The following is a 19,173-nucleotide window of genomic DNA, read 5'->3' as shown; positions in this document are numbered from 1 at the left end:
ATCGGACTCTAGGGAGGTAATTGGGATTGAGCTTAGTTTATAAGTTTCATATATTATTAAAACCTACAAGATTGAGAGCTTAAATTCCAAATATGAAACTTAATTATTCCTTAGACGATATGCGCTTATTTTGGGTGGTGGCACAACAAGGGAGCTTTAAGCTCGCGGCGCAACACTTAGGCATTCCACCTTCAACCTTAAGTCGTCGAATCAATCTGTTAGAACAATCATTAGGCCTGCGTTTACTGCACAGAGATGCCCATAGAGTCAACCTTACCGCTACAGGTCAGCGTTATCTCGAACGCTGCGGCCCGCTGTTTATCGAGTTAAACCAGGTCTCCGGTGAGTTGCATGCGGACAAACATCAAGCGGTTGGCAAACTGCGGATCTCGGCGCCCATCAATACAACCTATCGCTGGCTAGGTGAATCACTCAACGCCTTTCAACGGCATTATCCCAATATCGACATCGATTTAAGCCTGTCGAACATGAATATCGATGTCAGTGAAAACGCCATCGATATCGCCTTTCGAGTGGGTGAACCTAAAGATCCCGATTGGATTGCAAGGCCGCTCACCACGATTAGCTTTGTGCTTTGTGCCAGCACATCGGCAACCCAGTGGCATGCACTGCAAGCCATAGAAGCACTCGAACAACATCCAGTTATCATCGCAAAGCCCGTAAAAACATGGCGCTTACAGCACAATATCACAGGGCAAGATTTCGAGTTTGAGCCGAGGGGGAATATCAAATTAGCCGTCGATGATATGGCGATCGCCAGTCAGGCTGTGGTGGCGGGACTCGGTATTGGACTATTGCCCATCAGCATGGCGAGTGAACAGATACAAAGCGGCAAGCTCGTTCAAATACTGCCAGAATGGCAAGGTATTCCGCGCACCGCCTACTTGATGTATCGCGATCGGGACAACTTACCCTTGCGGGTCAGACTGTTAATTGATTTTATGTTGGCAAATCCACCCGAGGCTTATTGAGCCATTCAGGTATGAGTCTGCGGCGTATCGACTCAGTAAACGCCTAGAGCGCTAAATCAAGCTGAGTCTGGGCATTTGGGATTTCGGGCACTGCGAGGATAGAATCGGCGAGGCCGACCGAAATACCTAATAGGCGAATGCCGCGACCCTCTTGCCTTGCCATCGCCTGTGCGAGTAGATCATAAAACATCACAATCGAGACTTCATCGCTACGATGCTCGATAGTGGTTTGTTTGAAATCATTAAACTTGAGTTTGACCACTTGCTTGTGAATTTTGCGCTCTTTAGCGCTGCGGCTCAAACGTAGGGCTAATTCTTGGATCAATCCCGGCATTACTTGTTGGCACTGCTCTAGGCTATAAATATCCTTCGCCAGCGTAGTTTCAACACCCACTGATTTACGCTCTCTGTCGGCGGAAATGCCCCGCTCATCGATGCCTTGGGAACGCTCAATCAAGACGCCACCAAATTTTCCGAATCGCGCCAATAACTCAGGTTTAGAGTAGGCTTGCACATCACCACAGGTATTGAGCCCAAGCGAGGAGAGCTTTTCGGCGGTGACTTTGCCGACACCGGGAATTTTACGTAGCGATAAGGTTTTAACAAAATCAGGCAGTGTTTCTGGAGTAATCACATATTGGCCGTTTGGCTTATTCAGATCCGAGGCAACCTTAGCTAAAAACTTCACTGGTGCTATGCCAGCCGAAGCAGTTAACCCAGTTTCGACTAAGATATCGCGGCGAATAGCCTGCGCGATCAAGGTTGCCGAGCCCTTATATTGTTGGCACTCACTCACGTCTAAATAGGCTTCATCTAAAGAAAGCGGCTCAATCAATGGGGTATAGCGGGAGAAAATTTCACGAATTTGCAGCGACACATCTTTATAAACCTGCATCCGCCCAGGAACCAAAATGAGATCGGGACACAACTTAAAGGCATAAGCAGTCGCCATCGCCGAACGCACACCGAATTTACGTGCCTCGTAACTGCAAGTGCTAATAACACCACGACGATCGCTGCTACCGCCCACGGCTAAAGGCTTGCCACGATACTCGGGAAAGTCGCGCATTTCCACTGCCGCAAAATAGCAGTCCATATCGATGTGAATAATTTTTCGCACGTTGAATTCCTCCAACGCCAAAATACTGTATATAAAAACAGTAATCAAGTGTTCGTCATCAATTTAGCGAGGATCGTGCGGGAAACCTAAAATTAAAAGGAGCCTAAGCTCCTTTTGTGAGTGCACTATGAGTGATGCCGTGATTGAGCTGATGGTCAGTGAGCAAATAGTTCACTGACCAGCTCAGGCTTAAATCTTAAATTGGCCGATATTGCGAGTAAGTGCGCGGGTCATATCCTCAAAGCCTTGCAAGCTTTGCGATAAGTCCTGACTCGAAAGCAAAGACTGATCCGACAATCCCCGCACATTATCGACATTGAGCGCCACTTCCTCGGCCGCCACAGCTTGCTGATCGATTGCCACGGTTATTTCAACCGTTTGCTGTTGGATTGACATAATCGCCGTGGCAATATCATTCAGTGCCGCTTCGACTTGGGTCGTTAAGTCTTGCCCCGCTTTCGCTTGTTCGACGCCCGATTCCATCACTTGCTCAGCCTGCAATGCACTCTGTTGCAAAGTTTGAATAATACCTTGAATGTTGGCGGTAGAGTCTTGGGTACGCGATGCCAGCGTGCGCACTTCGTCGGCCACGACAGCAAAACCGCGACCTTGCTCACCCGCACGCGCCGCTTCAATCGCCGCATTCAATGCCAATAGATTGGTTTGCTCGGCAATATTACGGATCACACTCAAGACTTCACCGATTTGCTCTGAACTATTGCGTAAGTGTTTAATCACTTTCGCCGCGGAAATCACTTGCTCTGACAGCGCCTTCATCCCTTCGGTCGCACGGGAAACAATCTGTGTACCGTCGTGGGCTTGAGTTTGCGCCTTCTGGGCAAAATCATTGGCACGCTGGGCACTGACAGCCATTTCTTGGCTGGTTTGCGCCATTTGCGTCGCGGCGGTGGCAACCGAATCTATCTGCTGCTTTTGCGATGAGACCGACGACACGGCTAAATCACAGATTTGCCGCGCATCAATAACGCCCGAGCCCACCTCTTGGGTTAAACTGCGCGTATCCAACAACATGTGCTGCACTTTCTCGGCAAAGCGGTTAAAGGCATCGCCAAGTTTGCCTAACTCATCTTCTCGATCCATCAGGATACGTTTTGATAAATCACTGTCACCTTCGGCTATATCTTCCATCGCATCCAATAACTTAGCCAGTTGACGTCTAAAGGGTAGCAACATCAACCATACCGTCACGCCCATGAGCAGCATGATACCGATGGCGACCATACTGGCATTCCAGAACGCAGCGGTCACTGGCGCTTCAATCACTTCGTGGGGCAACATAAAGGCTAAGTGCCACTTTTGTTTGGGATAATCACCGCCCACAGTCACAAAGCTCACCCGCTGGGGCACGCCATTGAACGTGACGTTAGCAAACCCTTGCGCTTCCCTTTGCATCTGTTGTCTTAATGCCGAAAACCCTGAGGTCTGCTTAAACTGAGTGTCCACTTGATTTGCCAAAGAACCCGGCGGGAAACGTTCTGAAAAACCAGGGAAATACACCAACTTGCCTTCGTCTGTCATCAAGAAAGCTTGGCCAAAGTCACGGTATTTGATCGGTGCCAGCAGGGATTTACCAATAGTATCAATCAAGATATCCATGCCGCCGATGCCAATCAGCTCACCATTGACAGCATAAACAGGGGTTTTAACCGTGGCAGAAATTGAACCATCGTTCGCATCGACCGCAGGATCGCCAACAAACAAGCCACGCTGGTCAATCGCCTCCTGCCACCAAGGTCGTTTGTTGGTGTAGTAATCTGGGTCGCCATCGAAGCGGCCATTAAGGTCAAAGTACTCGAAGGTATTGGCCGAGCCAAAAAACACCGACTTAACATCGCTATCGCGATCGGAGAAAGACTTAAAGTAACCAATAATGTCTTGATACTGGCGATCAGCCGCGAGATGACTGCCACGGGCGTGATACTGAGTAAACCATTTGACTAAACCCGGCTCGGCAAATACTGAATGGATCACTTGGCCCTTAGCAATAAAGTAGCCGCTGATCTCATTGGCTTTTAAGGCAACCAGCGCCGAAATATCCGCATCGACTTGCTTTCGCGTGTTATCACTTTCTTTTGTCACCAACAAAGCGGCGACTAAGGTAAGCAGTACAGCAAGCGCACCAACGATAGTAACCACTAACTGCAAACTTAGAGAACGTTTCATATATCCCATCAATCTTCCCGTCTGGCTGACCAACAACTTAACAATATGGCTCGCAAAAATAGTTTTACACGGTAACAATTTTTACCTGTTAACAACAGATGAAATCGCCATAAAAAACGTAAATAAGTATTTGTAAAGAAAGGATATTGAACGTATAACAGGATTCGCTAAATTTAAGGCGGATTGCAGAGGATGAGTTTGTAGAGGCAAAGTTTTACAGTCAGATAGACTATATAGGGATTCGAAAAATAGGAAGCGGTAGAAATAAGATCAGCGAGTTAGCCTCGCTGATCTCGATTTAGCGATTACATCTTAGTTTGCATGTAGTTTTGCAGCCCGACACGGTCGATAAGTCCGAGTTGTTTTTCGAGCCAATACATGTGGTCCGACTCAGTATCGTCGAGTAACACTTCGAGGATTTCGCGGGTTTGGTAATCTTGCTTCTGCTCACACAGGGCAATCACTTGGCGCAAATCGTCCGCGACCTTGTACTCGTAGGCGAGATCATTACGCAGCATCTCTTCCACATCTTTACCTATGTTCAACGCCTCACGGGCGGCAACATTGGGCGTCCCTTCGAGGAATAAAATACGCTGTACTAATTTGGCCGCATGGGCTTTTTCATCATCGGACTCATGGGCGATGCGCTCATAGAGTTCATTCAAGCCCCAATCTTCGTACATATGGGCATGGACAAAATATTGATCCATTGCCGAGAGTTCTCCCGTTAGGAGTCGATTTAACGCATCGATGACGTCTTTATCGCCTTTCATATCCCGCTCCTATTGGTCGCTAATTTGCGATTGAAGATAATTTTGAATACCGGTTAGCGTAATGAGCTCTTGCTGCGACTCAAGCCAATCTAAATGCTCTTCCTCATCTTCGAGAATGTCTTCCAGCAGATCGCGGCTCACATAGTCTTGCTCGGTTTCACACAGGCTAATGGCATCACGCAGCAATGTAAGCTGCTCTTGCACCATGGCCAGATCGCAGTCGAGCATTTCTTGGCTATGTTCACCAATACGAAGTTTCTCGAGTTGCTGCAAATTTGGCAGGCCTTCCAAAAACAGTACGCGCTCGATGAGCTTATCGGCGTGCTTCATATCTTGGATGGATTTTTTGTATTCGACGTGATTTAGCTTCTCAAGGCCCCAGTGCTTAAACATGCGGGCATGGAGAAAATATTGATTGATGGCGGTCAACTCACAGGTAAGCACCCGATTCAGTTGCCCAACCACTTTAGGATGACCTTTCATAAGTTACTATCCTTGGTAAGCGTGAAAAGATTGATCTAAATCAAGCTTCTAGCCTAGTACAATTCAGCGGCCAACTCAAATTATCTTTATATTTCACCTACTTAATGATAACAACCATTCTCATTTCCGCTTAGATTAGCGCGCTATCTCCCTCATATCCCAAGGATAAATTTAAGTGAATCATCTAGGCTGATAAGTTTCAGGCAAAAAAATAGCCTCCAGATGGGAGGCTATTGTCAAAACAGACGATGTAGAGCATGTTAGATAATACGGTCTTTTGTTAACTTCTCACGACGCGCTTCTTCAGCGGCCATACGACGTTTACGTTTGTCACAAGGGTCATCACAATCGCACGCTTTCTCAATCCCTAGAACACCTAAACCGCCACAACTTCCTTCAACGGCTTTGCGCTTGATGAGATAACCAATCGACATGAGCAAAAAGAATAATAACAAAATCACAAATGCCGCGATAAAAGAGGTCATGGTTTACTCCAAAAACTAAATAAGGAAAGGCTTGAAGGCGTCGCTATAGTAGACCTTAAATCCGTCGCCTTGCTTTTCGATAAGCATTATCGCCAAGTGTTCCTTCTTGGCAAGCTCCAATGATGCTTCTGTGCCCAAAACCATCATAGCCGTCGCAAAACCGTCGGCCGTCATACAATTTTGATGCAATACGGTCACGGATGCTAGCTTATGATTGATTGGCAAACCGGTACGCGGATCAATTATATGGGTAAAACGTTGGCCGTCTTCCTCATAATAATTACGATAATCGCCTGAGGTCGCCATCGCCATCGTACCTGGTGAGATAACCTGCTGTACGGCTTCAGAACCGTCATCGGTCGGTTGCTCTATGGCAACGCGCCAAGAGCTGCCATCGCCTTTAGCACCTTTAATGCTGAGCTCACCACCAATTTCAACTAAATAACCAGTCGCGTGATATTTATCAAGAATGGAAGCCACTTTATCAACCCCAAACCCTTTGGCAATCGACGATAGGTCTACGTATAAATGGGCGTTGTGCTTAGTTAGACGGTTACCTTCAATGGAAAGTTCACTAATACCGGTTTTGGCTTTTGCCGCATCGATATCGGCCTGAGTCGGAACTTTCGTTGGACGCTTATCTGGCCCAAATCCCCACAGGTTAACTAAAGGACCTAAGGTAATATCAAGTGCCTTATCCGTCACTTGATATAAGCGTACTCCCTCTTGCACCACTTTGATGGTATCCGGTGAGACTTCAACGCTTTGCTCCAATGGCAACTGGTTGAAACGGGATAACTCTGAATCAGGGCGATACGTCGACATCTGGTCATTGACCAGCTCAAGGGCTAAATCAATTTCCGCTTGAAGTAACTGCGCTGTCGGCATCTGCTCATTCGGCACGACTTTAATATGGTAAGTCGTCCCCATAGTGCTGCCCGCTAACGAAATGACTTCGTTCTGCTTAGAACAGGCTGAAACAAAAAAGGCCAGCCCTACGAGGACTAGCCAGTTAAATGAATGCTTTAGTGCTGAGGTATTGATCTTTAAGGTCTGAAACATAGTGACCTACTACTCTTATTTGGGCCCTTAAATGCAAAAGTTGCAGATGAGAGATTATCCTCAACATCTGCAACTTTTCTATCTAGGACTAATGAACATTAGCCGCCGAAGTCATCCAACAAGATGTTTTCGTCTTCGACACCAAGATTTTTCAACATACCAATTACGGCAGCGTTCATCATTGGAGGTCCACACATGTAGAACTCACAATCTTCTGGTGCATCATGGTTTTTCAGATAGTTTTCATACAATACGTTATGAATAAAACCTGTGTAACCATCCCAGTTATCCTCTGGTTGAGGATCTGAAAGTGCCACATGCCATACGAAGTTATCATTCTCAGCCGCGAGGCCGTCGAAGTCTTCTACGTAGAACATTTCACGCTTAGAACGTGCACCGTACCAGAAGCTCATCTTACGTTTAGACTGAAGACGCTTCAGTTGGTCGAAGATATGTGAACGCATTGGCGCCATACCCGCACCACCGCCGATAAACACCATTTCTGCATCGGTATCTTTCGCGAAGAATTCACCGAATGGGCCAGAAATTGTCACTTTATCGCCAGCTTTTAAGCTCCAAATGTAAGATGACATCTTACCGCAAGGTAGAGTCAGGTTACGTGGTGGAGGCGTAGCAATACGCACGTTCAGCATGATAATACCGAACTCTTCTGGGTAGTTAGCCATTGAGTATGCACGGATAGTTTCTTCATCAACCTTAGATTCAAGATTGAAGAAACCGAAGTGTTCCCAGTCGCCACGGTATTGTGCAGGTACGTCGAAATCTGCATATTTAACATGGTGAGCAGGTGCTTCGATTTGAATATAACCGCCAGCACGGAATGGTACAGATTCGCCATCAGGAATTTGCAGCTTCAGTTCTTTAATGAAAGTGGCTTTGTTATCGTTAGAGATAACTTCACATTCCCATTTCTTGATACCGAAGATTTCTTCGTCAAGCTCGATTTCCATATCGTTCTTAACGTTAACCTGACAAGAAAGACGACAGCCTTTACGGGCATCACCTTTGCTAATGTGGTCAAGTTCTGTTGGCAGAATATCGCCGCCGCCAGACTTAATCACTACGCGACATTGGCCACATGAGCCACCGCCACCACACGCACTCGATACGAAGATACCGCTGTTAGCCAAAACGCCTAACAACTTACCGCCTGCACCGGTTGTAATAGCTTTTTCAGGATCGTCATTAATGCCGATCGTGATGTCACCGCTAGCCACTAACTTAGACTTAGCGAATAAAATCACTAATACCAAGATGAGGACGATAGCAGTAAACATACTCACACCGAGGTAAACCTCGAGCGGAGTAGATTTAAAAATACCAAGAATATCCATTAACTTATCCTTAGAAGGTCCAATTCAAGAAGCCGTTATGTGTCTCTTACAGAGACACACCAGAAAACGACATGAAACCTAAGGCCATCAAACCAGCGGTGATAAAGGTAATACCTAAACCACGTAGGCCGTTAGGCACGTCGGCATACTTCAGCTTCTCACGGATACCGGCCATCAATACGATAGCTAATGCCCAACCCACTCCTGAGCCGAAACCAAACACCACACTTTCGCCTAACTTGTAGTCACGCTCAACCATGAATGATACCGCACCGAAAATCGCGCAGTTCACTGTGATCAAAGGTAAGAAAATACCTAATGCGTTGTACAAAGGTGGAAAGTACTTGTCCAGTGCCATTTCCAGAATTTGAACCAAAGCCGCAATCACACCGATGAAGGTAATGAATTTCAAGAAGCTTAAGTCAGCTTCAGGTGCGCCAGCCCAAGCAAGTGCACCAGGAGCTAGCAGCCCTTGATAGATAACTTGGTTTGCTGGGACAGAGATAGTTAACACTACAACTACCGCAATCCCTAGGCCCATGGCTGTGGTGACTTTCTTAGACACAGCCAAGAAAGTACACATACCTAGGAAGAAGGCCAGTGCCATGTTTTCAATGAAAACAGAGCGAATTAACAGGCTAATATAATGTTCCATCGCACTTACCCTTTTGCTTCAACTTGCTCTGGCTTATAGGTACGAATAATCCAAATCAAAACACCGATCAGGAAGAACGCACTCGGAGGCAGTAGTAGCAGACCGTTTGGTTGGTACCAGCCGCCATCAGAGATCTTGTGCAGGATTTCAACACCGAACAGAGAACCGTTACCAAACAGTTCACGTACGAAACCAACAGCTAATAGAATTGCACCGTAACCTAAACCGTTACCGATACCATCCATAAAGCTCATCATTGGCGGTGTTTTCATCGCGTAAGCTTCGGCACGACCCATTACGATACAGTTCGTAATAATCAGACCGACGAATACCGACAGCTGCTTAGAGATCTGATAAGCATAAGCCTGCAGCAATTGGTCAACCACGATTACCAAAGAGGCAATAATGGTCATCTGTACGATAATACGCACACTGCTTGGAATATGATTACGGATCATTGAGATAAACAGGTTCGAAAACGCAGTTACCGCAGTTAACGCCAACGCCATTACCAGTGCAGTTTCGAGCTTGCTCGTTACCGCTAATGCACTACATACACCAAGTACTTGTAAAGCAATCGGGTTGTTGTTGACTATAGGTCCGGTCAGAACCTGTTTCAGTTCTTTAGCGTCAGACATTAGTTGAGACCTCCATTGCGTGCTTTTTCAATGAAACTCGCAAAACCTTCTTTCCCTAACCAGAATGTCAGTGAATGTTGCACACCGTTACTCGTTAAGGTTGCGCCAGATAATGCGTCTACACCGTATTCAGTGCTAGCAACAGCTGGGTTTTTCGTTACGCTGATAGCGAGTTTACCTTGCTCATCAAATAACTTTTTGCCATGCCATTTCGCTTTCCACTGAGCATTTTGCACTTCGCCACCTAAGCCCGGCGTTTCGCCTTGCTCGTAGTAGACTAAGCTTTGCACTGTGTTTAGGTCAGCATCCATAGCAAGGAAGGCATACATAGTAGACCAAAGGCCATAACCATGGATTGGCAGAATCACACTGGTCAATTTACCTTGTTCATCACGAACGAGGTAAACCACAGCGTTATCCGCTACGCGTTTCACAGAAGCAATGTCGTTCTCAGGTACAAATGAGGTTTTCACATCACGAGACGCTTTACGTTGATCATAAGTGTCAGCATCAACACCATCAACCCAAGCACCCGTTTTCAAATCGACCAGTTTAGCTTCGATGTGTTTGTCGTATGTATCCAGAATTTGCGCTTTGGTGACCTTGCCAGCTTTAGTATCGATAAGACCAGCGGCTTCCAGAATGTACTTTTGCTTATCGAGCAGTTTATTTTCTGCTTGAGTCGGTCTCAGTAACACTGCTGCAGTAGACACAAATATCGCACAAATTAGACATAGGCCAACGACGATAAATAAGGTTCTGCCGAACGAATCTTTATTACTAGCCACGGGCAATCCTCCGCTTGATATTTGCCTGAACCACGAAGTGGTCGAACAATGGCGCGAACAAGTTAGCAAACAAAATTGCCAACATCATGCCTTCAGGGAATGCAGGGTTAATCACGCGGATAAACACAGCCATTGCACCGATCAAGATACCGTATGCCCATTTAGCTTGGTTAGTGAATGACGCTGACACAGGGTCTGTCGCCATAAACATCATGCCAAACGCAAAACCACCTAACACTAAGTGCCAGTACCAAGGCATTGCAAACATTGGGTTAGTGTCGCTACCGACAACGTTCAGCAGAGTAGAAATGGCAATCATACCGACCATTACACCGCCAACGATGCGCCATGAAGCGATACGCGTGTAGATGATGACCAAACCACCTAACAGAATCGCTAATGTAGACACTTCACCCACTGAACCTGGAATGAAACCGAAGAACGAATCCCACCAGTTTTGGTTAATTGCATAATCTAATGTGCCCGCTGCTGCTTGGCTCAGTGCAGTCGCACCTGAGTAGCCGTCAGCCACAACCCATGAGGTATCACCCGACATGTTCAACGGATAAGCGAAGAACAGGAAGGCACGACCCGCTAGTGCTGGGTTTAAGAAGTTACGCCCTGTACCACCGAACACTTCTTTCGCCACGACCACACCGAAGGTGATACCCAGCGCCACCATCCATAATGGGATAGTTGCTGGCAGCGTTAAAGCGAACAGGATAGAGGTAACGAAGAAACCTTCGTTGACTTCATGACCACGGATAGAGGCAAACAGCACTTCCCAGATACCACCGACGGCGAAGGTCACCGCGTAGATAGGTAGGAAGAAACAGGCGCCATACCACATTAGCGCAGGCCAGCCAGAGTTTGCCGTCAGTTCGGTACCGAACATGCTGAACAAGCTCACTTGCCATACGTCAGGGGTAGCAAAACCAGCCACTAAAGCTAATTGAGCTTGTAAACCTACGTTGTACATACCCACGAACATCGCTGGGAAAGCACAAGCCCAAACCGTAATCATCATACGTTTTAGGTCGAGGTTATCGCGAACGTGGGTTTTGCCCTTGTTCACTTTACCTGGGGTATAAAAAATTGTGTATGCCGCTTCGAATAGGGCATAAAACTTTTCGTATTTACCGCCTTTTTCAAAGTCGGGTTCAATACGTTCGAAAAAATCTTTCAAGCTCATTAGCCTTCCCTCTCGATCGTATCTAAACAGTCACGCAGATATGAACCGTAGTCATACTTGCCTGGACATACGAACGTACACAGTGCGAGATCTTCTTCATCTAACTCTAACGCGCCTAACGTAGCAGCACCGTCAAAGTCACCTGAAATCAAGTCACGCAACAACATAGTAGGAAGAATGTCCAATGGCATTACACGCTCATAGTTACCAATTGGCACCATAGCGCGGTCTGAACCACCTGTACTGGTCGTCATACTGAACAGACGAGAAGGAGCAAGATGTCCTAAGAATGCACGAGTGATAGAATATTTGTCTGAGCCTGGTAATACCCAGCCTAAAAATTCTTTCTCTGTACCTTCTTCTAACAGACTTACTTGAACATGGTAACGACCTAAATACCCTTGTGGGCCAACGGCTGTACGACCATTCAGAACAGAGCCTGAAATCAGACGAACATTGCCATCTAAGGCTTCACCTGCGGTTAATTCAGTCATGCTCGCGCCCACAACAGTGCGTACGAGTCTTGGCTTAGCCGCTTTAGGGCCTGCGATCGCAATAACACGTTCGGTATTGAGTTCACCCGTCGTGAATAGCTGACCAATTGCTATTACATCTTGGTAACCAATATGCCAAACGGTACGTTTTGCAGAGGCAGACAATAAGAAGTGAATATGAGTACCGACTAATCCTGCAGGGTGCACACCGGCAAATTCTTCAACTTGGGCGTTTGCGGCAGGAATATCAGCGCCAGGCGCTTTACAAAGGTAAACTTTACCGTCAGTAAGTCTTGCTAAGACCTTAAGACCATTAGCAAAATCTTCTTTATGCTCACGGATCACCACAACGGGATCAGCGGCAAGAGGTTGAGTATCTATTGCGGTTACAAAAATACCAGCAGCAGAAGAGTCTACAGCAGGAACTTTGCTAAAAGGACGAGTACGCAAAGCAGTCCATAAACCTGATTCGATCAGATTGTCACGGACTAACTGCGAGTCGAGCGTATCGAGTGCAGTGGCATCATATTTAGCAAAGGCAACGCTTTCGTTTCCTTCCACTTCAATGACAACAGACTGCAGAACACGCTGGGCGCCCCGGTTAATGTCTAATATAGTACCACTGGCTAAAGCCGTATATTTAACGCCTAAATTCTTCTTATCTTCAAAAAGAACCTGGCCTTTTTGTACTTTATCGCCCACTTTGATTTTCATCGTTGGACGTAAGCCAATATACTCTTCACCCAAAGTAGCTACATGTTTAATGGCTGGGCCATTATGGATAACTTGCTCTGGTCCGCCTGCTATAGGCAGTTCCAATCCTTTCTTAATTGTAATCATATCCACAAGCACTACGTTTGAAGGAAAGACAATGCGCCGCGTTCCTGCTAAATACTTAGGTTTTAAACAAAACCTACTGCATTGAGCTAGCGCAGATTTATCACAGAAATGCGATCGCAATCACGCTGGTCGCGCGCATTTTACCCCAATTGACTTGGCATCGCCACGAAAATTATAGGTGATTTCAAACCTAAAATACGGATTGAAAAGAATCATGCGCTACGGCGTTCACCTTCCGACCTAGTGACTGATCAGAAAGAGAGAATATTACGGCCACTGGGTACTATAGCATTAATAATTAAAGATTTAATTTAGCAAAAAGTCGAAACATCCACTAAACGCGTATTAAATCGATCTTATTTGTTTCAATTGATTTAAATTCAAACGAAATAAAATTCAACTTAAAAGCGCCATTGATAACCTAAATAGCTAATACGTCCATTTTCCGATCGAATTCCACTATTTGATGCTGTTGTGACTAATGTCTCATCTAAGAGGTTTTCTATCCGAAAATAAATCTCATGGTGACGGTTAAAATGATAATTAGCCGCTAAATCTACCCGCCATTGTGCGGCGACAGACTGTAATTCGGCGCCGAATTGGCCCATTTCGCGCTCCGATTGATAAAAGACATTCGCATGCAGTTCATATTCGTCATATTTCATCCCAGCACTCAACTGCAGTTGCTGCTCGGGTAACCAGGCCACCCTATCGCCAGCCACGACGCAGCCTTGGATTTCGTTGCAGCTATTGGTTTGATACTCGGCATTCGAATACTGATAATTCAAGGCTAAAGGCAACTGCACACTGCCCAGTTCCCATTGATAGCCAAGATTCAGCTCAACCCCTTTGGTCAGCACATCCACAACATTGCCTTGAACCCACAAACGACTGTCGGCACATTGGGTATACGCATCGCAATTGACATGCAGATTATCAAAATCTTGGACGTAGGTTTTGATATCAGCACTAAAACGCTCGCTGGCATATTGGGCGCTGACTTGATATTGCAGCGACACTTGCGCCTCTTGCTCAAGATTCCCCGCACTCGCGGCGGTCCATGAACGTCGAATATCCGTACTAAAGCGCCAATCTCCAGCATGATATAAAACGCCAAGCTGTGGCATCCAATCGCTGTCAGAAAAATCCGCCGCTTCGAGTCCGGCATAGGCTAAATTGACCTTGCGATTGACGTCCACTTTTTCATAGGCAAGCGCGAGCTTTAGCTGCAATCCGTCCCAATTAAACAAGGAGTCGATGGCCGAAGTGAATGCCGTCGCATCATCGGTATAAGCCAACAGCGCATTGGGTGCTTCACTCACTAAACTCAAGTCCTGCTGCCATAGACTCTGCTGATCGCCAAGGTGCATCTCGGCTTTATCCGTATGGTAACGGGCGCTATAGCTAATTTGATGAGCGCCATACTGATTCACTGACTCAGTTTGTACCCCAAAGGAGCTAAAATCATTGTCTTGTTGTAACGAGGCGACCGCGACGCCATCGACTGTCGGCTGCCGTTCAAATGCGGCCAGCGCAGCTAAACTCTGGGTATCGAGCATTTGCCCATCAAACTGATTAAGTTGATTTAATTGCTGCGAATAGGATTGATAATAAAAGTCCGTGATGACCTTATGCCCACCACTTAACGCAACTTGGTGTGACAATTGATACTTATGGTGTCGCCCTTGATGCTTATCTGCCGCAGTGGCCGAATACAAACTCATAGGGTCTTGTTGCCAATCTGCTGGTGTTAAGCCGAGTTGGGAGCGATAGCTATCATCATCGAGGAACTGATAGGTAAACTCAGTCACCTGTGGACTTCTGGCACCTAATAAACTCGCAGCATTGATTTTAAATAAGATATCAGTGGTTTGGCGGTCAGTATCTTGACCATTGAGTAAGTGATCGGCGCCGCTACCATCACTGTAGTTAACCGCGAGTATCATGCCGTATTCTTTTTGCTTCACGCCCCAATTCACATCGACACTGTAGTCAGCATCCGTATTGCCTTCGAGCGTTACCTTACTGTTTTCCGCTTGCTCGGCTACAGGTAAGGTTTGATAACTCACCACCCCAAACGCCCCTTGCCCACCAACCGCCATATTCGCCATTGGCGTGACAGTAACACTCTGTTGTTGCAGTAGATTGGGTAATAGTTGTAATTGCGGTGCAGAATAAGGCGCAGGTGAGAAATACACTCTATCTTGCAATACGGCCACGCCTTGACTCGCGCTGCGCATACTAATGCTTGCTGGATTTCCGTTAAGATCCGCAGGTAAAACCGTCAAAGCCGTTAACTGGCCTAACGCTAAGCTGTCAGCAGTAGAGTGAAATGTGTCATTGAGCTGGTTCAGTTCAAGCATTTGACTGTGGAAATCATCGGCGAACGTTGTGTTAGAACAGGCAAGTGATACAGAAATTGCACAGAGTGATACTGTGAAGTAACGACTAGGCATACCAAGCTCCCAAAAATTTTGTTAGCGTACGGTGTTTTTGTTATTAACTTGTAAAATAGCTGAATTTGTTTGAAAAAAAAAGCGACTCTCGTCGCTTTCTCTCATTAACTTCAGGAAACTGAATTTAATGGCTAGGCACTCTTACACAAGTAAGAGTGCAAACCGTTACAGATTACCTAGAATTTCGTCGCTTAATTTCAAATCATCATTGCGATTCACACTTACGCCAGCCGCAATAATATTACGGGCGATATCTTGTGCCTGCTCTAATGAATGCATCTCATACGTACCACATTGGTATTCGTTCAGCTCAGGGATTTCAGACTGCTCAACCACTTTAAGCACATCTTCCATCGCAGCTAACCACGCATCGGCCACTTGGCGCTCAGTCGGCTCACCAATCAGACTCATATAAAAGCCGGTACGGCATCCCATTGGAGAAATATCGATGATCTCAACATTGCTACCATTTAAATGGTCACGCATAAAGCCAGCGAATAAATGTTCCAGAGTGTGAATACCACGCTCACTGAGAATATCTTTATTCGGTGCGCAAAAACGTAGATCAAATACCGTAATCGCATCGCCCTTTGGCGTGCTCATGTGCTTAGCAACACGAACTGCTGGGGCATTCATTCGAGTATGATCGACGGTAAAGCTATCAAGTAATGGCATAGGGATCTCCAAATTCTCAGGGCGACATCAACGCCACTGTAACTGTCTATTTATGGCTTGCAAGCATAACACCAAATGAATTACGCCGATAACAAGATAATTTAAGATGAAATCATCTCATATAAATCAGCTGTTAATGTGACAGTGAGTGCTAAAAACAGCACGCATTTAGTGTTGACGCTGTTGGCTGTAAGCATCCTCAGATATTTTATGATACTGGCGCACACCTTGCTCGTAGGCGTGATAGGCGGCGTACACTTTGCGCATTAAGGGATCTTGATTAGCTTGCTCTTCAATCACTTGTTTCGAGATTTTCTCAAGTTCCAACAACACTTTCGGTGGAAACGCCTTAAGCACCACCCCTTCATCATTCACTAAGGTTTCAAGGGCGGCCACGTTTTGGGTCGTGTATTCATCGAGCATATCTTGATTAATGGCTCTCGCCGCGACTTTAACTATGGCTTGTAAATCTTGAGGTAAACTCTCGAAGGCGGCTTTATTAATCAAGAATTCCATATTAGAACCCGGCTCATGCCAACCAGGGTAATAGTAGTACTTCGCCACTTTATGTAGACCAAAGGCAAGGTCGTTCAATGGCCCTACCCACTCAGCCGCATCAATCGAGCCTGTTTGCAATGCACCATAGAGTTCACGCCCCGCCATATTCACAGGAATAGCACCGACACGCTTTAATACTTCGCCGCCCAAGCCCGGCATGCGGATCTTCAATCCCTTAAAATCAGCAATCGTATTAATCGGTTTATTGAACCAGCCGCCCATTTGCATGCCCGTATTGCCACCCGCGAGGGGAATGATGCCAAAGGGGCGATACACTTCATCCCACAACGCCATGCCACCGCCGTAGTGAAGCCAGCCGTTCATTTCCTGCGCCGTCATACCAAAGGGAATCGATGAAAAAAACTGCGCCGCGGGTGCCTTGCCTTTCCAATAATAAGAAGCGGCATGGGCCATTTGAATTTTACCCTGACTCACACCATCAAATACGGCAAACGCTGGCATTAACTCACCCGCGCCATAAACCTGGATCTTTAACCGACCGTTAGACATGTCATTGACTAAATGGGCAAAGCGTTCTGGAGCCATACCTAAACCGGGGAAGTTTTTGGGCCAAGAGGTCGCAAGGCGCCATTCAATAGCGGGAATAGCTTGGGGGTCATCCGTTGCGGCATGGGAAACGGCTACGCTTTGCGCGTCACTAGCTGCTGGATTACAACCGCTCAGCCCCATCAGCAGCATTAAGACGAGTACACTCCCAAACTTACGCATTTTTAATACTCTCCCTGACATCAAACGAGCCCATGGTTCTAACAGACGTGAACATGCTCTCAGGACAGAGCTCCGCAATCGCATCACCCAAACCCTTAAAATAGAACATATTGTTAACACAGAAACGCCTATAGGGAAACCAGAAACTCGGGCAAGGAAACCAGAAACTCGGGCAAGGAAACCAGAAAATAGCCTTAGTTTGACCTAAAACAAAAAGCCACTCGATGAGGAGTGGCCTTGGGTTCTAAGCTAATTAACTTTGTAGAGCTGATTAATTAGTCTATTGATTAACTGCAATAATTTTTAATTAACCGCGACAATTTGGCGTATTAGGCACTTGTGCATTCGCATCCCATTCACTTTGAGTGAAAGTGTGAATTGACAGTGCATGTACGCCATTAGCTAGCTCATAGGCTAAGTGAGTGTTAACCAATCGATGACGGGCCAAGAGGCGTAAACCATCAAACTGCTCGCTCACGAGCACAACTTTGAAATGGGTTTCTGAATTCGGTGGCACATGGTGACGATTACTTTCGTTAATCACTTCTAAGTGCGTCGGCGAGAAGCCTTCGGTTAACTTCTGCGTGATAGTGTTAGCCACTGTGCCCTGCGCATGAGTATTGGACATATTCGAGTCTCAGAATGGGGAAATCCAGTGGCCGCAGAGTACTGCTTCAGGTGGAAAAGATCAAATTCACTTATTCAGTTTGCTGATCTACGACCACATTATATCTCACCTTATTTGGCAGGCAGTCCGCAGCCACAAACAGTTAACAGTAGGCATTTAACAACGGGCATTTAGCCATGGAAATTAACGATGAGTTGTCTAAAGGTGTAGTTCCAGCGGGGCTCTTTTACTTTCAAGCGTTTAGGTAAGCTGTGTAACCAGTCGTTTTGCATGGGCCAATGCATGATCAGCAGATCGCCGCTGTGCAAACTGATGTTGTACTTGGTTTGGCTGTGTTTATGCTTAAACACAAAATCCCGCGTGGCGCCTAAGGTAATAGACGCAATATGGCTACCATGGGCAATTTCTGGTTCATCATCGCTGTGGGCTCCCATGCAATCTTTACCATCTGCGTAGCGATTGACTAATACCCCATTGCTGGTCAATCCATAATCCCGCGTTAACTTTTCCCTCAACTTATGGGCATATTTAGGCCAAGGTAAGGCGCGGATAAACAGTCCTGAATATAAATAGTCGCAGCCCGAGTCGCCAAACCACACTTGCTGGCGGGGAATCGCGTGAAACTGACCGAAGACTTGGATTTCGGGGCGACTTAAGGAATAAGTCTGTGCTTCTTTCATCAGCGCCGCTTGCTGCTCAGCATTAAGATAACCCCGCACTAAGGTGATGGGCGGTGTGGGTTGCTCAGCTTTTTTCGAACCTTGTTCGGCCATGCTCAAACTTAACTGCAAATCAGGATCCGACGCTGCATCAAACTCAAGCTCAAGTTCAGAAAACAAGTCAACCCTTTGGCCGCCACCTTGATTGTCACTCTGGTCACGCTGATTATTATCTTTGGTCATCATCTTGCTTGTTCAGCACCCTCTCCTATCCGGCCGTTTAATTACCGCTTCGTCCACAGCAGGACTGCATTTAGGACGATACATTAGGCCTATATATTAGGGCTATATATTAGGGCTAGACATTAACCCTTAATGCAGAGCCGTCGCACTGCGCCATGAAATCT

At 46.4% G+C, this 19,173-nt stretch carries 18 protein-coding genes; 1 reads left to right on the top strand and 17 read right to left on the bottom strand.

Annotated elements, in window-relative coordinates; all coding sequences use genetic code 11:
• The first annotated feature begins 92 nt into the window (after positions 1–92).
• Positions 93–992, top strand: a complete 900-nt coding sequence (locus tag DYH48_RS03000; protein ID WP_115334012.1) for a LysR family transcriptional regulator — start codon at positions 93–95, stop codon at positions 990–992.
• Positions 993–1,035: 43 nt separating this feature from the next.
• Here the strand turns inward: DYH48_RS03000 and dinB are convergent, their stop codons facing one another.
• From dinB to DYH48_RS02915, 17 genes are all read right to left on the bottom strand, one after another.
• Positions 1,036–2,112: a DNA polymerase IV gene (gene dinB / locus DYH48_RS02995; RefSeq protein WP_113939875.1), complete on the bottom strand. Its 1,077-nt coding sequence runs from the start codon at positions 2,110–2,112 to the stop codon at positions 1,036–1,038.
• A gap of 189 nt (positions 2,113–2,301) precedes the next feature.
• Positions 2,302–4,305, bottom strand: coding sequence for a methyl-accepting chemotaxis protein (locus DYH48_RS02990; RefSeq protein ID WP_115334011.1), 2,004 nt, complete (start codon positions 4,303–4,305; stop codon positions 2,302–2,304).
• A 296-nt stretch (positions 4,306–4,601) separates the two neighbouring features.
• The gene (gene bfr / locus DYH48_RS02985) at positions 4,602–5,069 is read right to left on the bottom strand and encodes a bacterioferritin (RefSeq protein ID WP_011845997.1); all 468 of its coding nucleotides are present in this window, start codon (positions 5,067–5,069) and stop codon (positions 4,602–4,604) included.
• A gap of 9 nt (positions 5,070–5,078) precedes the next feature.
• Complete coding sequence (gene bfr / locus DYH48_RS02980; RefSeq protein WP_011845996.1) at positions 5,079–5,552, bottom strand: bacterioferritin; 474 nt, start codon at positions 5,550–5,552, stop codon at positions 5,079–5,081.
• Between the two features lie 260 nt (positions 5,553–5,812).
• Positions 5,813–6,037 carry a (Na+)-NQR maturation NqrM gene (gene nqrM / locus DYH48_RS02975; RefSeq protein ID WP_006080474.1) on the bottom strand — a complete coding sequence of 75 codons (225 nt, stop codon included), beginning with the start codon at positions 6,035–6,037 and terminating at the stop codon, positions 5,813–5,815.
• A 15-nt stretch (positions 6,038–6,052) separates the two neighbouring features.
• Entirely contained in the window at positions 6,053–7,099 is a 1,047-nt protein-coding gene (locus tag DYH48_RS02970; protein ID WP_115334010.1) for an FAD:protein FMN transferase, read from the bottom strand.
• Positions 7,100–7,197: 98 nt separating this feature from the next.
• Complete coding sequence (nqrF, locus tag DYH48_RS02965) at positions 7,198–8,454, bottom strand: NADH:ubiquinone reductase (Na(+)-transporting) subunit F (protein ID WP_006080471.1); 1,257 nt, start codon at positions 8,452–8,454, stop codon at positions 7,198–7,200.
• A gap of 46 nt (positions 8,455–8,500) precedes the next feature.
• Positions 8,501–9,109, bottom strand: a complete 609-nt coding sequence (gene nqrE, locus DYH48_RS02960) for an NADH:ubiquinone reductase (Na(+)-transporting) subunit E (protein WP_006080469.1) — start codon at positions 9,107–9,109, stop codon at positions 8,501–8,503.
• Between the two features lie 5 nt (positions 9,110–9,114).
• A complete protein-coding gene (locus DYH48_RS02955; RefSeq protein ID WP_006080467.1) occupies positions 9,115–9,747 on the bottom strand; it encodes an NADH:ubiquinone reductase (Na(+)-transporting) subunit D in 633 nt (210 codons plus the stop codon).
• The gene (locus DYH48_RS02950) at positions 9,747–10,535 is read right to left on the bottom strand and encodes a Na(+)-translocating NADH-quinone reductase subunit C (RefSeq protein ID WP_115334009.1); all 789 of its coding nucleotides are present in this window, start codon (positions 10,533–10,535) and stop codon (positions 9,747–9,749) included. Before DYH48_RS02950 ends, DYH48_RS02955 begins: the two co-directional genes overlap by 1 nt.
• Positions 10,528–11,727 carry an NADH:ubiquinone reductase (Na(+)-transporting) subunit B gene (locus DYH48_RS02945; RefSeq protein WP_006080463.1) on the bottom strand — a complete coding sequence of 400 codons (1,200 nt, stop codon included), beginning with the start codon at positions 11,725–11,727 and terminating at the stop codon, positions 10,528–10,530. Before DYH48_RS02945 ends, DYH48_RS02950 begins: the two co-directional genes overlap by 8 nt.
• Positions 11,727–13,061 (bottom strand): Na(+)-translocating NADH-quinone reductase subunit A, encoded by a 1,335-nt coding sequence (locus DYH48_RS02940; protein ID WP_006080462.1) that lies wholly within the window; start codon positions 13,059–13,061, stop codon positions 11,727–11,729. The genes DYH48_RS02945 and DYH48_RS02940 overlap by 1 nt, the downstream gene beginning before the upstream one ends.
• A 401-nt stretch (positions 13,062–13,462) precedes the next feature.
• Positions 13,463–15,517, bottom strand: a complete 2,055-nt coding sequence (locus tag DYH48_RS02935) for a TonB-dependent receptor domain-containing protein (protein ID WP_115334008.1) — start codon at positions 15,515–15,517, stop codon at positions 13,463–13,465.
• Between the two features lie 165 nt (positions 15,518–15,682).
• Positions 15,683–16,192 carry an S-ribosylhomocysteine lyase gene (gene luxS, locus DYH48_RS02930; RefSeq protein WP_006080460.1) on the bottom strand — a complete coding sequence of 170 codons (510 nt, stop codon included), beginning with the start codon at positions 16,190–16,192 and terminating at the stop codon, positions 15,683–15,685.
• 168 nt (positions 16,193–16,360) lie between these two features.
• On the bottom strand, positions 16,361–17,479 hold the full coding sequence (locus DYH48_RS02925) for a TRAP transporter substrate-binding protein (protein WP_115334007.1): 1,119 nt from the start codon (positions 17,477–17,479) through the stop codon (positions 16,361–16,363).
• A gap of 307 nt (positions 17,480–17,786) precedes the next feature.
• Positions 17,787–18,107 (bottom strand): BolA family protein, encoded by a 321-nt coding sequence (locus tag DYH48_RS02920; protein WP_012090038.1) that lies wholly within the window; start codon positions 18,105–18,107, stop codon positions 17,787–17,789.
• Positions 18,108–18,277: 170 nt separating this feature from the next.
• Complete coding sequence (locus tag DYH48_RS02915) at positions 18,278–19,012, bottom strand: alpha-ketoglutarate-dependent dioxygenase AlkB family protein (protein WP_172481142.1); 735 nt, start codon at positions 19,010–19,012, stop codon at positions 18,278–18,280.
• Positions 19,013–19,173 lie beyond the last annotated feature (161 nt).

It is taken from the genome of Shewanella baltica, assembly GCF_900456975.1.
GTDB classification, from domain to species: domain Bacteria; phylum Pseudomonadota; class Gammaproteobacteria; order Enterobacterales; family Shewanellaceae; genus Shewanella; species Shewanella baltica.
The sequence above is the reverse complement of the archived record's forward strand: the minus strand, read 5'-3'. Positions and strand labels throughout refer to the sequence as shown.

What these genes read in the sequence shown, in the direction of transcription:
- DYH48_RS03000 (WP_115334012.1), top strand. Translation starts at nt 93, where the DNA reads ATGAAACTTAATTATTCCTTAGACGATATGCGCTTATTTTGGGTGGTG.
- DYH48_RS02990 (WP_115334011.1), bottom strand. Translation starts at nt 4,305, where the DNA reads ATGGGATATATGAAACGTTCTCTAAGTTTGCAGTTAGTGGTTACTATC.
- bfr (WP_011845997.1), bottom strand. Translation starts at nt 5,069, where the DNA reads ATGAAAGGCGATAAAGACGTCATCGATGCGTTAAATCGACTCCTAACG.
- bfr (WP_011845996.1), bottom strand. Translation starts at nt 5,552, where the DNA reads ATGAAAGGTCATCCTAAAGTGGTTGGGCAACTGAATCGGGTGCTTACC.
- nqrM (WP_006080474.1), bottom strand. Translation starts at nt 6,037, where the DNA reads ATGACCTCTTTTATCGCGGCATTTGTGATTTTGTTATTATTCTTTTTG.
- DYH48_RS02970 (WP_115334010.1), bottom strand. Translation starts at nt 7,099, where the DNA reads ATGTTTCAGACCTTAAAGATCAATACCTCAGCACTAAAGCATTCATTT.
- nqrF (WP_006080471.1), bottom strand. Translation starts at nt 8,454, where the DNA reads ATGGATATTCTTGGTATTTTTAAATCTACTCCGCTCGAGGTTTACCTC.
- nqrE (WP_006080469.1), bottom strand. Translation starts at nt 9,109, where the DNA reads ATGGAACATTATATTAGCCTGTTAATTCGCTCTGTTTTCATTGAAAAC.
- DYH48_RS02955 (WP_006080467.1), bottom strand. Translation starts at nt 9,747, where the DNA reads ATGTCTGACGCTAAAGAACTGAAACAGGTTCTGACCGGACCTATAGTC.
- DYH48_RS02945 (WP_006080463.1), bottom strand. Translation starts at nt 11,727, where the DNA reads ATGAGCTTGAAAGATTTTTTCGAACGTATTGAACCCGACTTTGAAAAA.
- DYH48_RS02940 (WP_006080462.1), bottom strand. Translation starts at nt 13,061, where the DNA reads ATGATTACAATTAAGAAAGGATTGGAACTGCCTATAGCAGGCGGACCA.
- DYH48_RS02935 (WP_115334008.1), bottom strand. Translation starts at nt 15,517, where the DNA reads ATGCCTAGTCGTTACTTCACAGTATCACTCTGTGCAATTTCTGTATCA.
- luxS (WP_006080460.1), bottom strand. Translation starts at nt 16,192, where the DNA reads ATGCCATTACTTGATAGCTTTACCGTCGATCATACTCGAATGAATGCC.
- DYH48_RS02925 (WP_115334007.1), bottom strand. Translation starts at nt 17,479, where the DNA reads ATGCGTAAGTTTGGGAGTGTACTCGTCTTAATGCTGCTGATGGGGCTG.
- DYH48_RS02920 (WP_012090038.1), bottom strand. Translation starts at nt 18,107, where the DNA reads ATGTCCAATACTCATGCGCAGGGCACAGTGGCTAACACTATCACGCAG.
- DYH48_RS02915 (WP_172481142.1), bottom strand. Translation starts at nt 19,012, where the DNA reads ATGATGACCAAAGATAATAATCAGCGTGACCAGAGTGACAATCAAGGT.